The 15,756-nt window shown below is 68.9% G+C and carries 18 protein-coding genes; all 18 read right to left on the bottom strand.

Annotated features, from left to right (window positions below; translation table 11 throughout):
- Nucleotides 1-24 precede the first annotated feature (24 nt).
- Nucleotides 25-3,747 (bottom strand): baseplate multidomain protein megatron, encoded by a 3,723-nt coding sequence (locus PKE71_RS01105; protein WP_271185110.1) that lies wholly within the window; start codon nucleotides 3,745-3,747, stop codon nucleotides 25-27.
- Between the two features lie 193 nt (nucleotides 3,748-3,940).
- Entirely contained in the window at nucleotides 3,941-4,417 is a 477-nt protein-coding gene (locus PKE71_RS01100; RefSeq protein ID WP_271185109.1) for an NlpC/P60 family protein, read from the bottom strand.
- Entirely contained in the window at nucleotides 4,414-5,079 is a 666-nt protein-coding gene (locus PKE71_RS01095; protein WP_271185108.1) for a DUF2163 domain-containing protein, read from the bottom strand. The genes PKE71_RS01100 and PKE71_RS01095 overlap by 4 nt, the downstream gene beginning before the upstream one ends.
- A gap of 168 nt (nucleotides 5,080-5,247) precedes the next feature.
- A complete protein-coding gene (locus PKE71_RS01090; protein WP_271185107.1) occupies nucleotides 5,248-5,868 on the bottom strand; it encodes a DUF2460 domain-containing protein in 621 nt (206 codons plus the stop codon).
- Complete coding sequence (locus PKE71_RS01085) at nucleotides 5,865-6,374, bottom strand: phage tail tape measure C-terminal domain-containing protein (RefSeq protein ID WP_271185106.1); 510 nt, start codon at nucleotides 6,372-6,374, stop codon at nucleotides 5,865-5,867. The genes PKE71_RS01090 and PKE71_RS01085 overlap by 4 nt, the downstream gene beginning before the upstream one ends.
- Nucleotides 6,371-6,553 carry a phage tail assembly chaperone gene (locus tag PKE71_RS01080; protein WP_271185105.1) on the bottom strand — a complete coding sequence of 61 codons (183 nt, stop codon included), beginning with the start codon at nucleotides 6,551-6,553 and terminating at the stop codon, nucleotides 6,371-6,373. The genes PKE71_RS01085 and PKE71_RS01080 overlap by 4 nt, the downstream gene beginning before the upstream one ends.
- Complete coding sequence (locus PKE71_RS01075; protein WP_271185104.1) at nucleotides 6,550-6,816, bottom strand: GTA-gp10 family protein; 267 nt, start codon at nucleotides 6,814-6,816, stop codon at nucleotides 6,550-6,552. The genes PKE71_RS01080 and PKE71_RS01075 overlap by 4 nt, the downstream gene beginning before the upstream one ends.
- Entirely contained in the window at nucleotides 6,816-7,232 is a 417-nt protein-coding gene (locus PKE71_RS01070) for a phage major tail protein, TP901-1 family (RefSeq protein ID WP_271185103.1), read from the bottom strand. The genes PKE71_RS01075 and PKE71_RS01070 overlap by 1 nt, the downstream gene beginning before the upstream one ends.
- 196 nt (nucleotides 7,233-7,428) lie before the next feature.
- Nucleotides 7,429-7,836, bottom strand: a complete 408-nt coding sequence (locus PKE71_RS01065; RefSeq protein ID WP_271185102.1) for a DUF3168 domain-containing protein — start codon at nucleotides 7,834-7,836, stop codon at nucleotides 7,429-7,431.
- Entirely contained in the window at nucleotides 7,833-8,405 is a 573-nt protein-coding gene (locus tag PKE71_RS01060; protein WP_271185101.1) for a head-tail connector protein, read from the bottom strand. The genes PKE71_RS01065 and PKE71_RS01060 overlap by 4 nt, the downstream gene beginning before the upstream one ends.
- A 210-nt stretch (nucleotides 8,406-8,615) precedes the next feature.
- A complete protein-coding gene (locus tag PKE71_RS01055) occupies nucleotides 8,616-9,833 on the bottom strand; it encodes a phage major capsid protein (RefSeq protein WP_271185100.1) in 1,218 nt (405 codons plus the stop codon).
- Between the two features lie 26 nt (nucleotides 9,834-9,859).
- On the bottom strand, nucleotides 9,860-10,285 hold the full coding sequence (locus PKE71_RS01050) for an HK97 family phage prohead protease (protein WP_271185099.1): 426 nt from the start codon (nucleotides 10,283-10,285) through the stop codon (nucleotides 9,860-9,862).
- A 216-nt stretch (nucleotides 10,286-10,501) separates the two neighbouring features.
- Entirely contained in the window at nucleotides 10,502-10,741 is a 240-nt protein-coding gene (locus PKE71_RS01045) for a hypothetical protein (RefSeq protein ID WP_271185098.1), read from the bottom strand.
- Nucleotides 10,738-11,778, bottom strand: a complete 1,041-nt coding sequence (locus PKE71_RS01040) for a phage portal protein (RefSeq protein WP_271185097.1) — start codon at nucleotides 11,776-11,778, stop codon at nucleotides 10,738-10,740. The genes PKE71_RS01045 and PKE71_RS01040 overlap by 4 nt, the downstream gene beginning before the upstream one ends.
- Before the next feature lie 210 nt (nucleotides 11,779-11,988).
- Nucleotides 11,989-13,206 carry a DNA-packaging protein gene (locus tag PKE71_RS01035; protein WP_271185096.1) on the bottom strand — a complete coding sequence of 406 codons (1,218 nt, stop codon included), beginning with the start codon at nucleotides 13,204-13,206 and terminating at the stop codon, nucleotides 11,989-11,991.
- On the bottom strand, nucleotides 13,154-13,678 hold the full coding sequence (locus tag PKE71_RS01030) for a hypothetical protein (protein WP_271185095.1): 525 nt from the start codon (nucleotides 13,676-13,678) through the stop codon (nucleotides 13,154-13,156). Before PKE71_RS01030 ends, PKE71_RS01035 begins: the two co-directional genes overlap by 53 nt.
- Before the next feature lie 313 nt (nucleotides 13,679-13,991).
- Entirely contained in the window at nucleotides 13,992-15,272 is a 1,281-nt protein-coding gene (locus PKE71_RS01025) for an NAD(P)/FAD-dependent oxidoreductase (RefSeq protein ID WP_271185094.1), read from the bottom strand.
- A gap of 74 nt (nucleotides 15,273-15,346) precedes the next feature.
- A complete protein-coding gene (locus PKE71_RS01020; protein ID WP_271185093.1) occupies nucleotides 15,347-15,676 on the bottom strand; it encodes an ArsR/SmtB family transcription factor in 330 nt (109 codons plus the stop codon).
- Nucleotides 15,677-15,756 lie beyond the last annotated feature (80 nt).

Genomic DNA, 15,756 nt, shown 5'->3' with positions numbered 1-15,756 from the left:
TTTGCCCCGGTTCGCAAAGCCACCTCACAGGTCGAGGCTCAGCGACACCGTCTCGCCGGGGCCGTAGCGGTCGGACACTTGGGCAACATTGATGGAGAGCGCTGCCGGACGCCCGCCGAACGCCGTGTCGATGGCCGCCAGCGGCACGGACAGGACGGGCGCTCCGGTTTCCAGCTCCAGCCCGGTTTCGCCGTCTGCCGACACCGTGATGCGGTAGCGCTCGAATGTCTCCCCCAGCGGCACATCGCCGGCCGCCCAGCTGTCCCCGCCGAGGCGTGTCTGCCGGATCCAGGCCAGGTCGAGCGCATCCTCCCTCCGGTGCGCGCTCAGATGGACTGGCCTCAGGGGACGCAGATGCCGCTGCTGCGGCACGAACTCCACCGTTCGCGCCTGGCTGTGATGGACCGGCAGGCCGTCGGGCACGCCCGTGACGGACAGCGGGGCGCCGGTTTCATGCACGGCGACAGGCAGGACATCGCTCACGCCGGCCAGCACGACCACCTCGCTTCCCGCCGCATGATCCAGACACCGGCTTCCGTCGAGACCGCGCAGCAGCGTGCGCACACGCCAGGTCTGCGGCGCAACGAGTTCGGCATCGGCAAAGGCGAGGATTTCCCACGCCCCGTCCGGTCCCGCAATCGCGATCCGGTTGCCGCCGGCCAGCACGGCCCCGGGCGGCAGCGCGGCCAGCGTGCCGGCAAAGAGTTCAATCCCCGCCGCATGCGCCCGGTCCCAGCGCGCGGGCGGTCCGGCCGGCAGGTCGTCCGTCAGAACACCGATCCGCGCCGGTTGGCGGCTTTCTGCCCGGGCGGCACCGCCGGCATGATAGACGATCCGCCCCGGCCAGGGTTCGGCATGGGCCGCCAGCAAGGGCCCGGCCCGCGTCTCCGCCCCGGCGACAAGGGGGATATCCAGCACCGCGACCAGCGGCCGCGAGGGCAGTGCCGGCCCCGGTGCATCGACACCGCTGTCCGCCCCGCTGACCGCCGCCCGGCGCAGGGAAGGCGCACAGGCCCGGGTCTGACGCACATCGCCACCATCCAGAGAAAGCACCTGCAGGGCCTGCGTGTCGAGCCGAACCGTATCGCCCGCTTCTACAGCCAGCGCCGAGGGCGGCAGGCTGAAACCGGTCACCGGTGCCTGATGCGCGAGATCGGCCAGAACCGCACTGCACCAGCTGCGCGCCAGCGACGGGTCGGCAACGACGCAGACCTGCTGCGCCAGGGTGGTCACGGTGCCAAAGGCTTCGCGCACCGAGACCCGGCCCGGCCGGTAGGCGGCGGTGTCGTCGAAAAAGCCCAGCGCCACATCGCGCGGCAGCTCGGCCGGCGGCAGCGATGTCCACTGCCGGTCGCTGTCCGGTCCCGTCGCCGGCTCGGCCAGCGCGAAGACCGGACCGGAACGCCCGGCCGACACGAAATGCACCCCGTCCGCGCGCTCGAAAACGCCGAAGCCCAGAAGACCGGCGAGCGGTTCCAGCGCCGCCCGCACGCTCATCGGCCGGTCGACCGTATAGCCGGAGACCAGATCGTCCAGCGCCGACACATCGGGCGCCGGCATGCCGGCATCTTCCGCCAGTTCGGTGACGATGCCTGCCACCGGCACCTGGCCGGCGCGTCCGTTGAGCCAGTGGCCGCGCTCCCAGTTGGGACCGTCCGACCAGATATCGGTGCGCGTCGGGAAATCGGGCCAGGGCCGGGCATCCCAGGTCCACACATGGATCAGGTCCGGATCGACCATCGGCCCGCCGTAGACCGGCGATACGGGATTGTTCGCACCCGCCTCCCAGTGCGACAGCAGGGCCTCCAGATAACGGCGCTGCATCAGGTCGTCGCGCGTACCGCTGGAATGCCAGGGCAGCGCGCTTTCATCGCTCTTGGGATCGAGAAAGACATTGGGCCGGTTGGCGCCGAGATCGACGGCCGGACATCCCACTTCCGTCAGCCAGAGCGGCTTGGACCGCGGCACCCAGCCGGTCGCTTCGGCCGCCCGCACGCCGCCGGGCCGGTCATGATGCGCATTCGACCACCAGCCGTGCAGATCCTTGACGCGCCAGATCCAGTCCTCGCCATGGGCGCCATCGGCAATCGGTGTGCGGATCCGGTTTTCGCGATCCGCGTCAGAGGCATAATACCAGTCATACCCCTCCCCGCCGGCCACGCCCGCGGCGAGATAGGCCGGATCGTGAGGACCGGTCGCGATCGCGGCATCCGCCTCGTCCCCGCCGCCGGTCCAGTCGCTCAGCGGCACATACCAGTCGATCGCCACGGCATCGATGGCCGCGTCGCTCCACAACGGATCCAGATGGAAAACCTTCGCGCCGCCGCCGGGCTGGTGACCGTGATACTCGGTCCAGTCGGCGGCATAGGACAGGCGCACACCACTGCCCAGCAGGCTGCGCGCGGCGCCCGCCAGATCGCACAGCGCATCGACGGCGGGATAGGTGCCGGCCGCGGCGCGCAGCGTGGTCAGCCCCACCATTTCCGACCCGATCAGGAAACCGTCCACCCCGCCGGCGGCCTTTGCCAGGGCGGCGCAATGCAGGATGAAGCGCCGGAAGCGCCACTCCCCCGGCCCGGCATATGCCACCGCATCCCCCGAGACCGCATAATCCTCTGCCGCAGCCGTGCCGAAAAAGGCGGCGACATCGTCGGCGGCATCAGGACTGCCGTCGGGTCCGGATATCCGGCCGCGCCAGGGATAGCCGGGCATGTCCATCAGGATGAAGGGATAGAGGGTGACGGCATAGCCGCGCTCCTTGAGATGCCGGATCGCGGCGATGACAGAGGCATCGTCCGGCGTGCCGCCATAGACGGGACGGCCATCGGCCTGCGAGATCAGGTGCGCGCCGGACCGTCCGGTCCCGGCGACCGACCAGTCCAGCGGCCGTGTGACCTTGTCGCGCGTCTCCACGCCCGGACGGATCTCGCAGGCACCGCAGTCCAGGCTTGTGCCGAACCAGGCGACGACCAGCTGCACCGACCGGCAGGCCGGCAGGTCCCGCTCCAGATCGTCCAGCGCCGCCACGATATCGGTCAGACCGCGGCCGTTATGGGCGTTCTCGGCGGCCTCGTGCCCCGGGCCCAGTTCGCGCATCACCGGTTCGACGGCATAGGCGAACTCGCCCGAGCCGGGGATGAGATTGACCGCCCGCACCTGCCGCTCCAGACCGGCATTGCGCACCGGGCGGAAGACCTCGAAGGAGAGATTGGGGATGCGATTGCCGAAGGCGTCGAGCGGCCAGTCCTCCATCACCGCATAGGCGGTGCCCCGGAAAGCCGGCGCATCCGCGCCCTCAATGGTCTGGATCAGCGCGTCGGGCGCCTGGTCCTCGGCCCCGGTGTGAACCCGGACCGGATAGCGCGAGCGGTCCAGCAGGGTGCCATTGGCCCAGATCCGGCCGATGCCGGAAATCTCGCCCTCGCACAGGCCGACGGCAAAGGAGATGGAGTAGCTGTAGTCGGTGCGCGGCGGCCCGCCCTTGCCGCCACCGCTCTCGCTTTGATGTTCCGAAAAACGCGACGCCCAGATCACCTGGCCGGCGATCCGCCCCCGCCCCCAGATCCGCGCCATAGGCGCACCGTCGGTCGAGGTCTGCACCGGCAATTCGCTCAGCCGCGGCCCTTCGCGATGCGGCGCCAGCAGCGCATTCACCGCCGCATTCGCGGCCGTCGAAGCGAGCGCCGGCGCCAGCGCCTGCACCCCGCTCAGCGCGGCCTGCCCGGCCGTCACAACAAGTTGCGCCATGGATTTCGTGTCCTGTGCTTTTGCGAGATTGCGCGCTGCCGCGCTCTGCGCCGCTTCGCGCCGCCCCCTCAGTCCGCTGACGCGGACAGCTCCCCCGCGAGCGGGGCGAGCCCTGTGCCAAGGCTTCCCCTGCGTCAGCGGGGGAAGTGGCCGAACCCCGGCCAGGGGCCGGGTGAGGTCGAAGGGGGTGAGTCTAGGAAGGCCCAAACACCCGCTCGGCCAGCGACCGTGCGGGCTGGTCAGCTTCGCATTCGGGAAAGGCGAAGGCCGCCACGCAGCGCCGCTGCCACCAGGGCGACAGCGCCGTCTCGGCAACCGCCCGCCCCCAATAGGCGTGGATGATGCGGTCGCGGGCGGAGAGGATGGCGCAATGCTTGGCGGGACCGGCCAGATCGGGCCGGAAGAGGAGGACATCGCCGGGCCGCGCGGCGGCGCGATCGATCTCCACGAGATGCCGCATGGCCGCATCGCGCAGCGTTTCCTCGCCCGCCACCTCGGCCCAGTCCGGCGTATAGGCGGGCACGCTCTCCGGCTCGGCGCCATAAAGCGCCCGCCAGACGCCGCGTACCAGACCCAGACAGTCGCACCCTGCCCCGCGGCGGCTGGCCTGGTGGCAATAGGGCGTGCCCAGCCAGGTCCGCGCCTCCTTCAGCACCTGCGCCCGGCTCATGACACGAGCCCCCGCGATCCACCATCGCGGACCGGCTCGCTGGCGGGCGAGGCCTGCAGCATGTCATTGCCGACCATGTAGGGAAAGCCGCGGAAATTCAGCGTATTGGCGAAACGGTCGCGGCAGGTGGCAAAGCGCTTGTCACAGCCCAGCGCGAAGCCGCCATGCCCCGCATCGACGCCGCAGCGCGCATCGCCCAGTTCCGCATCGCAGCGGCGGGCGAACACCCGGCCCGTCATCGTCTCCAGCCGGTGGGCCGGCCCCAGAAGATCTGCCTCGAACCGGCCGTCACGGCAGCGGATCTCGCCGAGCTCGCCGCGGGCCGTGCGCACGAAACTCTCCGGCGCCGACCAGTCCACCCGCAGGATCTCCACCAGCGCCCCGGACCACAGCCCGGCCTCCAGATCGGCCTGCGTCACCGTTTCAGCGTCCAGCGCGCCGGCAAGCCCGGTCTGGCCCGGCGCAAACCCGGCCGTGCACTCGCGGTCGGCACCGCCAAAGCCGGACCCGGCCAGGAAAACCAGCCCGTCCACGGTCAGGTCGCGATCATGATCGGTAAAGCCGAACACCGGCCCGTCCCGGCGCGTCACCCGCCAGCACCAGCACAGCGTCGTCACCCCCGAAGCCAGCGCGGCCTCGAGCGCAGGGGAAGGCGTGAGCATGGGATGTCCTTTCGGAATGGTCCGCGGCGGTGTCTCCCCCCCGCTCCCCAACCCTCTCCCCGGGGAGAGGGAGTTCCGGCGGAGCGTGTTGCGAAAACCCCTTCTCCCTGGGGGAGAAGGTGCCCGAAGGGCGGATGAGGGGGAAAACACCGCCGCCAGCGATGACGCCTAAATCAGCTCCACCAGCGGCACATGCGGCACTGCCCCGGCCCCGATTGTGTCGAGGGCGATGTCGAGGCGGTCGGTGTCGAAGCGGACCGGGCAGTCGAAGGCGAAGCCGGCGGTGATCACGGCGCCCGGTGCGGGCGGGGTGTCGAAAATGATGAGGCCGGTCGTGTGATCGGTGGTGACGGGGGTCTCCACACCGTCAATGGCGGCGCGCACCGATCCCTCGACCGGTTTCGCGATCGTACGGGTCCAGCTCTGCGCACCGCTGGCATAATGCTTGACCAGCTGGAAGGCGGCCGTCCCGCCATCGCCCGTCCCCAGCACCTGGTCCGCCGGGGATGGCTGGACCGAGGGCGCGCAGGAGCGATTGTCCAGCGGGTCGCGGAAGCGGAAACCGTGCAGCCGGCCCTGTCGCGCCTCGAAGAAGGCCAGCAAGGTGTGGATATCGTCCAGCGAAGCGATACCCGGCCCGGCATCCCAGCGGCGGCGGGAATTGGCCCAGGGCGAATTGCGCTCCTCGCGGCCGGAGACCAGGGTGACGATCTCGGTGCGCCGCTCCGGCCCGCCCGACGCGCCCAGCCCGATGGCGAAGGGAAAGCGGATCTCGTGAAACGCGCTCATGACCAGCGGCTCCCCCGGGCAACGGCCCGGGCCAGTGCCCGTGCGATCCGGGTCTGCGAGCCTTCGACGGCCCGCACATCGCCGCCCGGCGGCAGGACGAGGTTGACGGTGACGTTCGGCGCCCCGGCCGGACCGATCTCGCCGGCACTGGCGGGCGTGAACAGCTCCGGTCCCCGCTCGCCGACCAGATAGGCGCCACCCGGTGTCACCGGTCCGCCCCCGGCCCGCGCGCCGAACAGGTCAAGACCGGACAGGGCGCGATTGATGGCGCCTTCCAGCGGTTTCTCGATCAGCTGTTCGGCGGCCAGCCGCGCCAGATCGCGCAGGATGGCATCGGTCATGCGGGAAAAACTGGTCTCGCCCGAGCGCGCCGCCCGGCCCAGCGCCTGCTCGATGGTCTCGCCAGTGCGTTCGAAGGCGGCGGAGATGGCATCGGCAGCCTGGCGGGCGGGACCGTCGGCCAGCGTCTGCAGGGCCTCGCCGGCCCGGTCGGAATAATCGGTCATGATGAGGGGTCCGGATAGCGTTGAAGAAGGGCGTCAAGCGCCGCCCGGTCGAGCGACGGCGCAGCGCCGCCGGTCAGGGCACGCCATTCCGCCAGGCTCAATTGCCAGAAGGCGTGCGGTGTCAGGCCCAGCCGCACGGCAAGGCGCAGGGCGGCCGGCCAGTCCATGGCGCCGGTCACGCGCCCGCCCGTTCGAAACAGGCCGCCACGGCGCCGGCGGCGGTCTCCATGTCCAGCGGCAGGGCGCGGATCTCGCGGGCCGTGAGCGTCGACCCGCCGCCGCGCATCAGCGCCTCAAGCACCGCAAGAAGACGGGTCGCCGTCATCGGTGCCCCATCGGCGCAGATCGTCTCGATCTCGGCGAGCGCACCCAGGGTGAGACACAGGACATGCGTCTCGCCGCCGGCCACCAGCTCCACCTCGCCGCGCACGGGATTGGCCATCAGAGCGCCTCGAAGGTGAGCGCACCGGCCGAGGCCAGGGTCATCGCCCAGGCCGCCTCACCATCATGACGGCCGGAATAATCCAGGCTGGCGACCAGGAAGGGACCGGTGATCGTGCCGAAGCCCGGGATCACCAATTGCCAGTCCCGCGCCGCCTGGTCGAAAAAGGCCTGGCGCACCTGCGCATCGGCGGCCGCATCGACGAAGACGCCTGCGCCGGAGACGGAACAGGATTTCACCCCCGCGCCGGCCAGCAATTCGCGCCAGCCATCGGCGCTGTCGGCATGGGTGACATCCACCGTCCTCGCATTCAGCGAGATCGTCTTCATGCGCAGCCCGGCAGCCGCGGCATAGGCCGGCGGCGCACCGCCATCGCCGATCCGCAACAGGACATCGCGCCCGGATTGGAGTGTCATAGTGGATTTCCTTGTCTTGAATTTTGAAGCGCAAACATCCTTCCCCTTGACGGGGAAGGTGGGCCGAGGCGGAGCCTCGGGTCGGAAGGGGTGAAGCCCGGCGTTCGCCCGTTCAAACACCTCGCCCCCACCCCCTCCACCACGGCGGCGCCGTGGTCCCCCTCCCCCATCAAGGGGGAGGACGAGCGAACGTGTCTCACCCCACCCGCCCCATCACCGCTTTCAGGCGGATCAGGCCGCGGCGGATATCGGTGTCGCGCGTGGCGAAGACATCGCTGTAGGCGGGCAGAAGCGAGAGCAGTGTCCAGGGTTCCGGCAGGTCGATGTCGAACCCGGCCAGTGCCGTGCGCAGCGGGCCCAGGAGTTCGGCCGGATCGGCATCGCGGCACCAGATGTCCAGGCTCAGCCGGCATTCCAGCAGGGCGACGCCGTCGGCGCCGGTCTCCACCGTCTCGATCCGGCCCCAGCTGGCATTGGGATAGGGCGTGCGGCGGTCGCGCCGGGCGGTCAGCCGCACCGGATCGCCCAGCACCGCCCGGATCGCCGGATCGGCCTTGAGCGCCGCATCGATCACCGCGCGCAGGCCCGCTTCCGGCCCGCTCACAGCGTCACCCGGCGATAGGGCGCCATCAGGCTGTCCGCCACCGGCGGCAGGGCTTCGCCGCCCTCCGACATGGCTTTGACCAGCTGCAGGATCGCCTCGCGCAGCGGCGCGGGCACATCGGCAGGCTCATCGCCATAGCCGGCGCGGAAGCGGATCTCGATCCCGCCCACAGCGCGGCCCGGCTCGGGCCAGACCGTGTCCGGCTTCAGCGCGATGCGCCCCGGATCGGCCATCGTGTCCACGAAAAACGTCGCCGGATCGTGATCCGACGGCGTGCCGTCTGCGTGATATGTGGTGATCGCCTCCAGGGCGATCAGGGGCGGTCTGGGCAATCGGAACTGCGTGCCGAACGCCACCAGCCGCCCGTCCCCGTCCCAGCGGTCGCGCCGTTCGACCCAGGTCTGGGCAAGAAGCGCCCGCCCCGTTTCCCGCTCGACGCGCTCACGGGCCGCGGCTATCCATTGGTTGATCGCATCGTCATGCACATCATTGCCGATGCGCAGCCGCAGCTTCGCCTCGGCCAGCGTGACAGGCTCCGCGGATGGCGGAGTGAGGAGTGTGAGGGACATTCTGGGACCTCGCAAAACGTATTGTCATCCCGGATGGATGCCCGGCCTTGAGCCGGGCGAAAGTCCGGGACCCATAACCCCGGTGATCGTCCGGCTGGCGCGGATAACGAGCCTGCTTGCAGCCAGAAGCGGTGCGTATGGGTCCCGGCGCTGCGCCCCGCCTGCGCGGGGCATCCGGCCGGGATGACAAGGAATGGTGGGCGGGCGCCTCTACGACGTCCCGAACTTCAACAGCTTGATGGCTTCGAAGTCCTGTACGCCGCCGCCGACGCGTTTGGTGGTGTAGAAGAGGACGTAGGGTTTGGCGGAATAGGGATCGCGCAGCACTTCCACGCCCTGGCGGTCGACGACGAGATAGCCTTTCTCGAAATCGCCGAAGGCGATGGCATAGGCGTCCGAACCGATATCGGGCATGTCTTCCGCCTCGGTGACCGGATAGCCCAGCAGGGTGGAGGTGCCCGCCTCCGACAGCGAGGGCTGCCAGAGATAATTGCCGTCGGCGTCCTTGAAGCGGCGCACGGCGGAGACGGTCTGACGGTTCATCACGAAACGGCCGCGGGCGCGATAGGCGGTCTTGGGCGCATAGACGAGATCGATCAGCGCGTCGGCCGGGTCGCCGGCATCGAAGCCGCCATCCGTACCCGTCGCGACATAGCCCATCTCGCCCCAGGCCTGATTGCCCTCGGCGGCCTTGGTGTAATTGAGGAAGCCGCGCGGCTTGCCCGAACCATTGCCATTGACGAAAGCCGCGCCTTCCTGGACGGCGAAGACATCCCGCACCTCCTCGGCCAGCCATTGCTCGATATCCACCATGGCATCGTCGAGCAATTGCTGGGTGGCGGCCGGCATGGCGTAAAGCTCGGCGCAGGGGAAATCGATCAGGTCCAGCGTCGGACTGTCCGTCTCCGGCCGCGCGGCGGTCTCGGCGGCCCAGCCCGTGGCGGCGCCGCCTTTCGACACCGGCTTGCGGAAGATGCCGGCCGAGGTCTGGCGCACCGAGGCGATGGCGCGGATCGGCGAGGCTTCGGTCAGGAGACGATCGATACGCGCTTCGGTCTCCGCCGGCACGACATAGCCGCCATCGGCGTCCGAGCCCGCGCTGGCCGACTTGCCCTCATTCAGCCCGGCCGCATCGCCGCGGCGCATATAGTCCGACCAGGCCGCCGAGCCGGCATTGGCTGCAGCGCCGTCGAGACCGGGGCGGGCCCGGTCGAGCAGGAGGCGGTCGAGGGCGGATTTCTGCTGTGTCAGGGCGGCGTCGATGCGGGCGACCTTGTCGTCCAGCAGCACATCGGAGGAGGCCTTGGCGTCGATCTCGTCGAGGCGGGCGTCATTGGCCTCCTTGAAGGCCTCGAACGCGGCCAGCACCTCGCCCAGCGCGGCCCGGGTTTCCGCCGAGACCGGCGTCATCTTGGTTTCCTTGGTCATGGATTTTCCCTTTTGAGTGAAGGAGATCAGGCGGCCACGGCAGGCCGGACGAGCCGCAGGCGGGCCTGCGGCAGCATGGGGAAGGTCACGATCGAGACCTCCCAGAGATCGATGTCGAAGAGGTCGCGGCCGCGCGGTTTGCGGGCAGCGGAGCGGCGGGTGCGAAAGCCGATGGAGAGACCGTTCACCGCACCGCGGGCCACCAGGCCCGCCACCGTGCGCCCGCGCGGGCCCTCGGCCAGGATCTCGCCGGTGACGAACAGCCCGCGCCGGTCCTCGCGCAGCCCGGTCCACACGCCGACCGGTTCGGCCGGATCGTGCTGGAACAGCATGGGGATGGACGTCTTCGCCCGCAGCGTCCGGGCAAACGCGCCGCGATGCACGACATCGCCGGCCAGGTCCGCCAGCCCGAACAGGCTCGCATGACCCTCGATCAGGAGGGGTTGGGGCATGATTTGGGTTTCCTTGAATTTGCGATGTCATCCCGGCCGGATGGCCCGCGCAGGCGGACCGCAGGGCCGGGACCCATACGCTCGCTTTTGGCCGGAGGCGGATCCGATTTCAGCGGCAGCTGGAGGCGCACCGGGATTATGGGTCCCGGACTTTCGCCCCGCCTCCGCGGGGCGTTCATCCGGGATGACAATGACGGGTCTGGTGAGGCGCCCCGCCTATTCCTCCATCCGGCGCTCGATGCGCACCAGGCTCTCGCGGGCCAGGCGCATTTCGGCTTCCAGCCGGGCCAGGCGTTCGGCGAGGGGGCCGGCGCGGTCATTGGCGTGTTCCAGCTGGTCGAGGCGTTCGGCGACGCGGCCGGACCAGATCAGCGCGCCGGCGCTTTGCAGGCCGATGGCGAGGAGGACGCCGGCCGTGACCTGGCGCTGCAGCGTCCAGCGGGGCATATCGCTCATGGCGTCGCCTCCGGACCGGGGATGTCCGCCTCGATGGTCAGCGTCCCGCCGAACCAGGGCTGCAGCCAGACCGACAGCGCCCGCGCGGTCTTGCGCACCAGCGGCGTCACGGTCTGGCGGATAAAGGCGAGATTGGCCTCGCGATAATTGGCATAGGTATTGTCACCGGGCAGGCCGAGGATGAGCGGCGGCACGCCGAAGGCCAGCGCGATCTCGCGTGCGGCCTCCCGCCGCGCCTCGATGAAGTCCATCTCCGCCGGGCTCATCGCCATCGGCTTCCAGTCCAGACCGCCCTCCAGCAGCAGCGGACGGCCGGCATTGGCGGCGCCGGTATGGGTGTTGGCCAGCTCGCCCTTGAGGCGTTCGAACTGGTCCTCGGTGAGATGTCCGTCGGCGCCGTTGAAGACCAGCGCACCGGAGGGCCGCGCCGCATTGTCCAGGAGCGCCCGCGCCCAGTCGGCCCCGGCCGTGTGCAGATCGACCGCCCGGCCCGCCGGTTCCAGCGGCGAGAGGCCGTAATGATCGTCGGACGGATGGAAGAGCCGCATGTGGAAAACCTGTGAACGGCCTGTGGAAGGATCGCGCTCGAAGCGGCGTTTATAGCCCCCGGCGCCATACTCCCACCCGGTCGGCCAACCCGTCGGATCGGCCAGCACACGCATACGATCCGGGCGCAGGCTGAAAAGCTCGCGCGGTTCGCCGTCCAGGGTGACGAGCTCGAGATAGCCATTCCCCGCCAGCTGTAGATAACCGTAGAGTTTTTCCCACAGCTCGGGCCCGGAGGTCTCGGCATTGGGCCGGTCGAGGAGGCGCTGCACCGCCGGATCGGAGGCCCGGAACGGCACGTCGGCAGCGGCCTCGGCGATCAGCCTGACGCAGCGATTGGCCACCGCATTGCGCGCATAGCCTGCCTCGATCTGCGCCGGCAGCGCCCGCGGCAGCCAGCGCGACACCCGCCCCGCCGCCAGCGAGACCAGCCGGCTCGTCGCAGCCGTCTTCACATCCCGGCCGAAAAACCGGGAAAACCAGTTGGACATGATGTGTCCCTTCTTTGTGTTCGAAAGCTTTGCTGTCATCCCGGATGCACGCCCCGCGCAGGCGGGGCGAAAGTCCGGGCCCCATAACCCCGATGGTTCCGGGTTAGCGCGAATGTCGCGCCTGCTTACGGCCTGCAACGAGGATATAGGTCCCGGCCCTGCGGCCTGCCTTCGCAGGCCATCCGGCCGGGATGACAATGCGCAAATTCCTTACATCCAGCGCATGCGCGGGGCGCCGCGGGTGCCGACGAGGAGGTCGGTCAGGGCCCAGACGAGGGCATCGACGCGGTCGGGGCTGGTGCCGCCGGCCTCGGGCGAGCCGAAGGCGCACATCTGGTCCTCCAGGGCGGCAAAGCGGCCGGCATGCCTCACCCGCCCGGCGGCATAGAGGGCGGCGACCGGTTCGGCGCGCACATGCTTGCCGCGCGTGGCATGCACCAGCCTGACCGGCAGGGCGGCGTCGGCGGCCTTGAGCACCGAGCGCACCATTTCCCCGCCCTGATTGGCCTCGGCGATCACGCTGTCGGCGCTGAAACTGTCGAAGGCCGACGCCACGCGCGCGGCCCAGTCGGCCGGCATGGCGGGCCCGAAGGACATGTCCGCCAGCACGACACCGCGCCGGCCCGGCCCCTCGCCGGCCGCGCCCGCCACCACGATGCCGCACTCGTCCGAGCGCGGTCCGCCCGAGGCCGGCGGGTCGACGGCGACCACGATCCGGTCGAGATCGGGCACGGTTTCAGCAAAACAGGCCTCCACCTGGCCGCGCGTCCACAGCGCGCCGGGCGGATCGTCGATCAGTATGCCCTCGATCTCCTGCCGCCCCAGCGCCGAGCCGCCATAGGCGGCATTCATCGCGTCGAGAAAGCCCGGTGCCAGATTGGCCGCATTGTCCGCGGTCGGCTGATGGCTCAGCTGTACACCGGCCTGTTTCACCAGGCGTTTCAGCGCCGGGATCGGCCGCGGCGTGGTGGTCAGCATGAGGCGCGGATGATCGCCCAGGCGCAGCCCCATGCGCAGCGTGTCGATGACGCGCTGGGGGTTCGCCCAGGCGGCAACTTCGTCGCCCCAGGCAAAATCGAATTGCGGCCCGCGCAGCCCGTCCGCATCCTCGGCGGAGAAGGCATAGCCCACCGCCCCGCCGGGCCAGACGACGCGTTTGCGGCTGGCCTCATAGCGCGGCCGGCCGGCTTCCGGTCCGATATTCATCAGGCCGGACGGGCCCTCGATCATCACTTCGCGCACATCGTTGAAAGTCGGCGCCACCAGCGCGATCCGCTGTGCCCCGCCCTCCACAACACCGCGCACCCATTCGGCCCCCGCGCGGGTCTTGCCCGCACCGCGGCCGCCCAGGAAGAGCCAGATCAGCCAGTCGCCCTCAGGCGGGATCTGTGCCCTGCTTGGTTTCCAGAGCGCCCAGTCGCGGCACATCTGCGCCAGCTCCGCTTCGCTCAGACTGTCCGTCCAGCGCTTTTGTACGTCGCAGTCTTGCGTGCTCAGCAAGTCGCGCAAGTAGTTCGGCCCGGGCTGCGGCAGGTGAGATCTCGTCATGCTGGCCCCCTGCTGCCGGTCGTGTCGTGTTCGGTTTCATCTCGTCCTCCATGGCTTCGAGCAGCCGCCGGACCGGCTCCAGTCCGCGCGCCTGCTTGCCGGCCTCGTCGATCCGGCAACGCAGGGCATCGGACTCGATCCGTGCCGCCAGCCGGCGGAAAGCCCGCCGTCGCAGATCGGCCCGTTCCTCCGGCGCGAGCGCCGAGAACCAGGCCCAGTTGCGGTAGATCGTGTTCCGGCAACAGCCGGCCTCGGCGGCGAGCGCGCTTGCGCTTTCACCCGCCTCGTAGCGCACCATCCAGGGATACCAGTCGACCCGGTCGCGCCGTTTTCTCTCGGTTTTCTCAAGCATGCCGAACCATAGCCCGGCGCCGAGACCGGTCTGATTTCCGGCCGTGCTTTTTTGGAAAGAGGTTGAGAACGCTGGAGAAATTTGTGCAGGATGCGGGGATAGCGGACAGGTTATCCGCGGTTTGTGCTTTTTAAGCGCCGCTGTCATCCCGGCCGGATCGCCCGCGCAGGCGGGCTGCAGGGCCGGGACCTATACGCTCGCTTTGGGCCGGAAGCTGGCTCGGCTTACGCGACAGCTGGATAGCCACCGGGCTTATGGGTCCCGGACTTTCGCCCCGCCTGCGCGGGGCGTCCATCCGGGATGACAGGGGAAATCAGCTTTCCTTCTTCACCTTGTGGATTCCGAGCATGTCGAACACGGCCTTCTCGTAGAAGGGCTCGCCGACACCGCCGCGGATCTTGCCGAGGAAATAGCTTTCGAAGCCGGCCTTGGCGAGGTGGACCCAGCCGCCGTCGGCGGACCAGTTCACATTGCGCGGCGGGATTTGAGGCATGGCGACGAAGGCGACGCCGCCATCGCCGAAATCGGCCAGGCAGACCGCATTCCAGGTAGCGACATTATTGGCCGGCTTGCCGTCCAGATCGGCGCGCAGATTGCGGGCGGTGGCGACCACCATGCTCTCGATCATGAAGCCGGTCTTGGGCACGCCCACCGGCACGGGATAGGCCGCAACCGGCGGAATGGCGACGCAGACGCCGACCGAGAAGACATTGTGGTATTCCGGGTTGCGCTGGTGCTCGTCGATGATGATGAAGCCGCGCGGATTGACCAGGCCCTCGACATCGCGCACCGCGGCGATACCGCGGAAGGCCGGCAGCATCATCGAGTACTTGAAGGGCAGTTCGTGGGTCTTCTTCACCGACCCGTCCTCGGCCACTTCCTCGACATGCATCATGCCGTCCTCGACCTTCTTCACGCGGGCCGAGGTGATCCACTTGATGTGCCGGTTGCGCATCTCGCTTTCCAGCAGCCCCTTGGTGTCGCCGACACCGTCCAGGCCGAGATGGCCGATATAGGGTTCCGAGGTGACGAAGGTCATCGGCACCTTGTCGCGGATCTTGCGCTTCCTGAGATCGGTCTCGAGGATCATCGCGAATTCATAGGCCGGCCCGAAACAGGACGCGCCCTGCACCGCCCCGACCACGATCGGGCCGGGATCCTTCACGAAGTCCTGCCAGACATCGTTGGACGCCGCGGCATGGTCGACATGGCAGATCGACTGGGTGAAACCGCCATGCGGGCCCAGCCCCTCGATCTCGTCGAAGGCCAGTTCCGGGCCGGTGGCGATGACCAGATAATCGTATTCCAGCGTCTCGCCATTCGCCAGATCGATGGCGTTGGCATCCGGGCGCACCTTCGTTGCCGCCGCGTGGATGAAGTCGATGCCCTTCTTCTTCAGCATCGGCGCCAGCTCGACCTTGATCTTCTCCGGCTTGCGCCAGTCGACCGCGACCCAGGGATTGGAGGGGGTGAAGTGGAAGGTGGGATAGTCCGAGACCACCGTGATCCGGTCGCTGGAGCGCAATTCCTTGCGCGCTTCCAGGGCCATGGGAACGCCGCCGAGGCCGGCGCCAAGTACAACGATATGAGCCATGTTTTCCTCCCGACCCGGCTTCAACGGGTCATTCTTGTCCGGATTGTCGCACTCCGGCTTTGCGTTGGATCAATCTATCCGGCCACCGCATCGGCTACGGTGCAGAACTGCGATTTCAGATGCATGAGGATGCCGAGACAGCGTTCGTCGCGGATCGAATAGTGGACCTGGAGACCGGATTTGCGCCCTTCCACCAGACCGTCGCTGCGCATTTTTGCCAGGTGCTGGGACATGGCCGATTGCGACAGGCCGGCAATCTCGCAGAGCTCGCCCACCGTCGCCTCCCCCATCGCCAGACGGCACAGGATCAGGAGGCGTTTTTCATTGGCCAGCAGTTTCAGGAAGGCGGCGGCATCGCCGGCCTGGTCCTGCAATTGCGCGATCTGCGGGTCGATTGTCGTCACGCGGGTCACCTCGAACACGGCATCTGAAACATCATTGACAGCTAATATAGCTTCCACTAAATTAGTGTCAACTAATGTTT

It is taken from the genome of Maricaulis virginensis (assembly GCF_027922185.1).
Classification (GTDB): domain Bacteria; phylum Pseudomonadota; class Alphaproteobacteria; order Caulobacterales; family Maricaulaceae; genus Maricaulis; species Maricaulis virginensis.
The sequence above is the reverse complement of the archived record's forward strand: the minus strand, read 5'-3'. Positions and strand labels throughout refer to the sequence as shown.

Coding starts and splice junctions, on each gene's coding strand:
- PKE71_RS01085 (WP_271185106.1), bottom strand. CDS start 6,374: ATGACCGATTATTCCGACCGGGCCGGCGAGGCCCTGCAGACGCTGGCC.
- PKE71_RS01025 (WP_271185094.1), bottom strand. CDS start 15,272: ATGGCTCATATCGTTGTACTTGGCGCCGGCCTCGGCGGCGTTCCCATG.
- PKE71_RS01030 (WP_271185095.1), bottom strand. CDS start 13,678: ATGCTTGAGAAAACCGAGAGAAAACGGCGCGACCGGGTCGACTGGTAT.
- PKE71_RS01040 (WP_271185097.1), bottom strand. CDS start 11,778: ATGTCCAACTGGTTTTCCCGGTTTTTCGGCCGGGATGTGAAGACGGCT.
- PKE71_RS01035 (WP_271185096.1), bottom strand. CDS start 13,206: ATGTGCCGCGACTGGGCGCTCTGGAAACCAAGCAGGGCACAGATCCCG.
- PKE71_RS01105 (WP_271185110.1), bottom strand. CDS start 3,747: ATGGCGCAACTTGTTGTGACGGCCGGGCAGGCCGCGCTGAGCGGGGTG.
- PKE71_RS01050 (WP_271185099.1), bottom strand. CDS start 10,285: ATGCCCCAACCCCTCCTGATCGAGGGTCATGCGAGCCTGTTCGGGCTG.
- PKE71_RS01045 (WP_271185098.1), bottom strand. CDS start 10,741: ATGAGCGATATGCCCCGCTGGACGCTGCAGCGCCAGGTCACGGCCGGC.
- PKE71_RS01095 (WP_271185108.1), bottom strand. CDS start 5,079: ATGCTCACGCCTTCCCCTGCGCTCGAGGCCGCGCTGGCTTCGGGGGTG.
- PKE71_RS01075 (WP_271185104.1), bottom strand. CDS start 6,816: ATGGCCAATCCCGTGCGCGGCGAGGTGGAGCTGGTGGCCGGCGGCGAG.
- PKE71_RS01055 (WP_271185100.1), bottom strand. CDS start 9,833: ATGACCAAGGAAACCAAGATGACGCCGGTCTCGGCGGAAACCCGGGCC.
- PKE71_RS01090 (WP_271185107.1), bottom strand. CDS start 5,868: ATGAGCGCGTTTCACGAGATCCGCTTTCCCTTCGCCATCGGGCTGGGC.
- PKE71_RS01060 (WP_271185101.1), bottom strand. CDS start 8,405: ATGTCCCTCACACTCCTCACTCCGCCATCCGCGGAGCCTGTCACGCTG.
- PKE71_RS01100 (WP_271185109.1), bottom strand. CDS start 4,417: ATGAGCCGGGCGCAGGTGCTGAAGGAGGCGCGGACCTGGCTGGGCACG.
- PKE71_RS01070 (WP_271185103.1), bottom strand. CDS start 7,232: ATGACACTCCAATCCGGGCGCGATGTCCTGTTGCGGATCGGCGATGGC.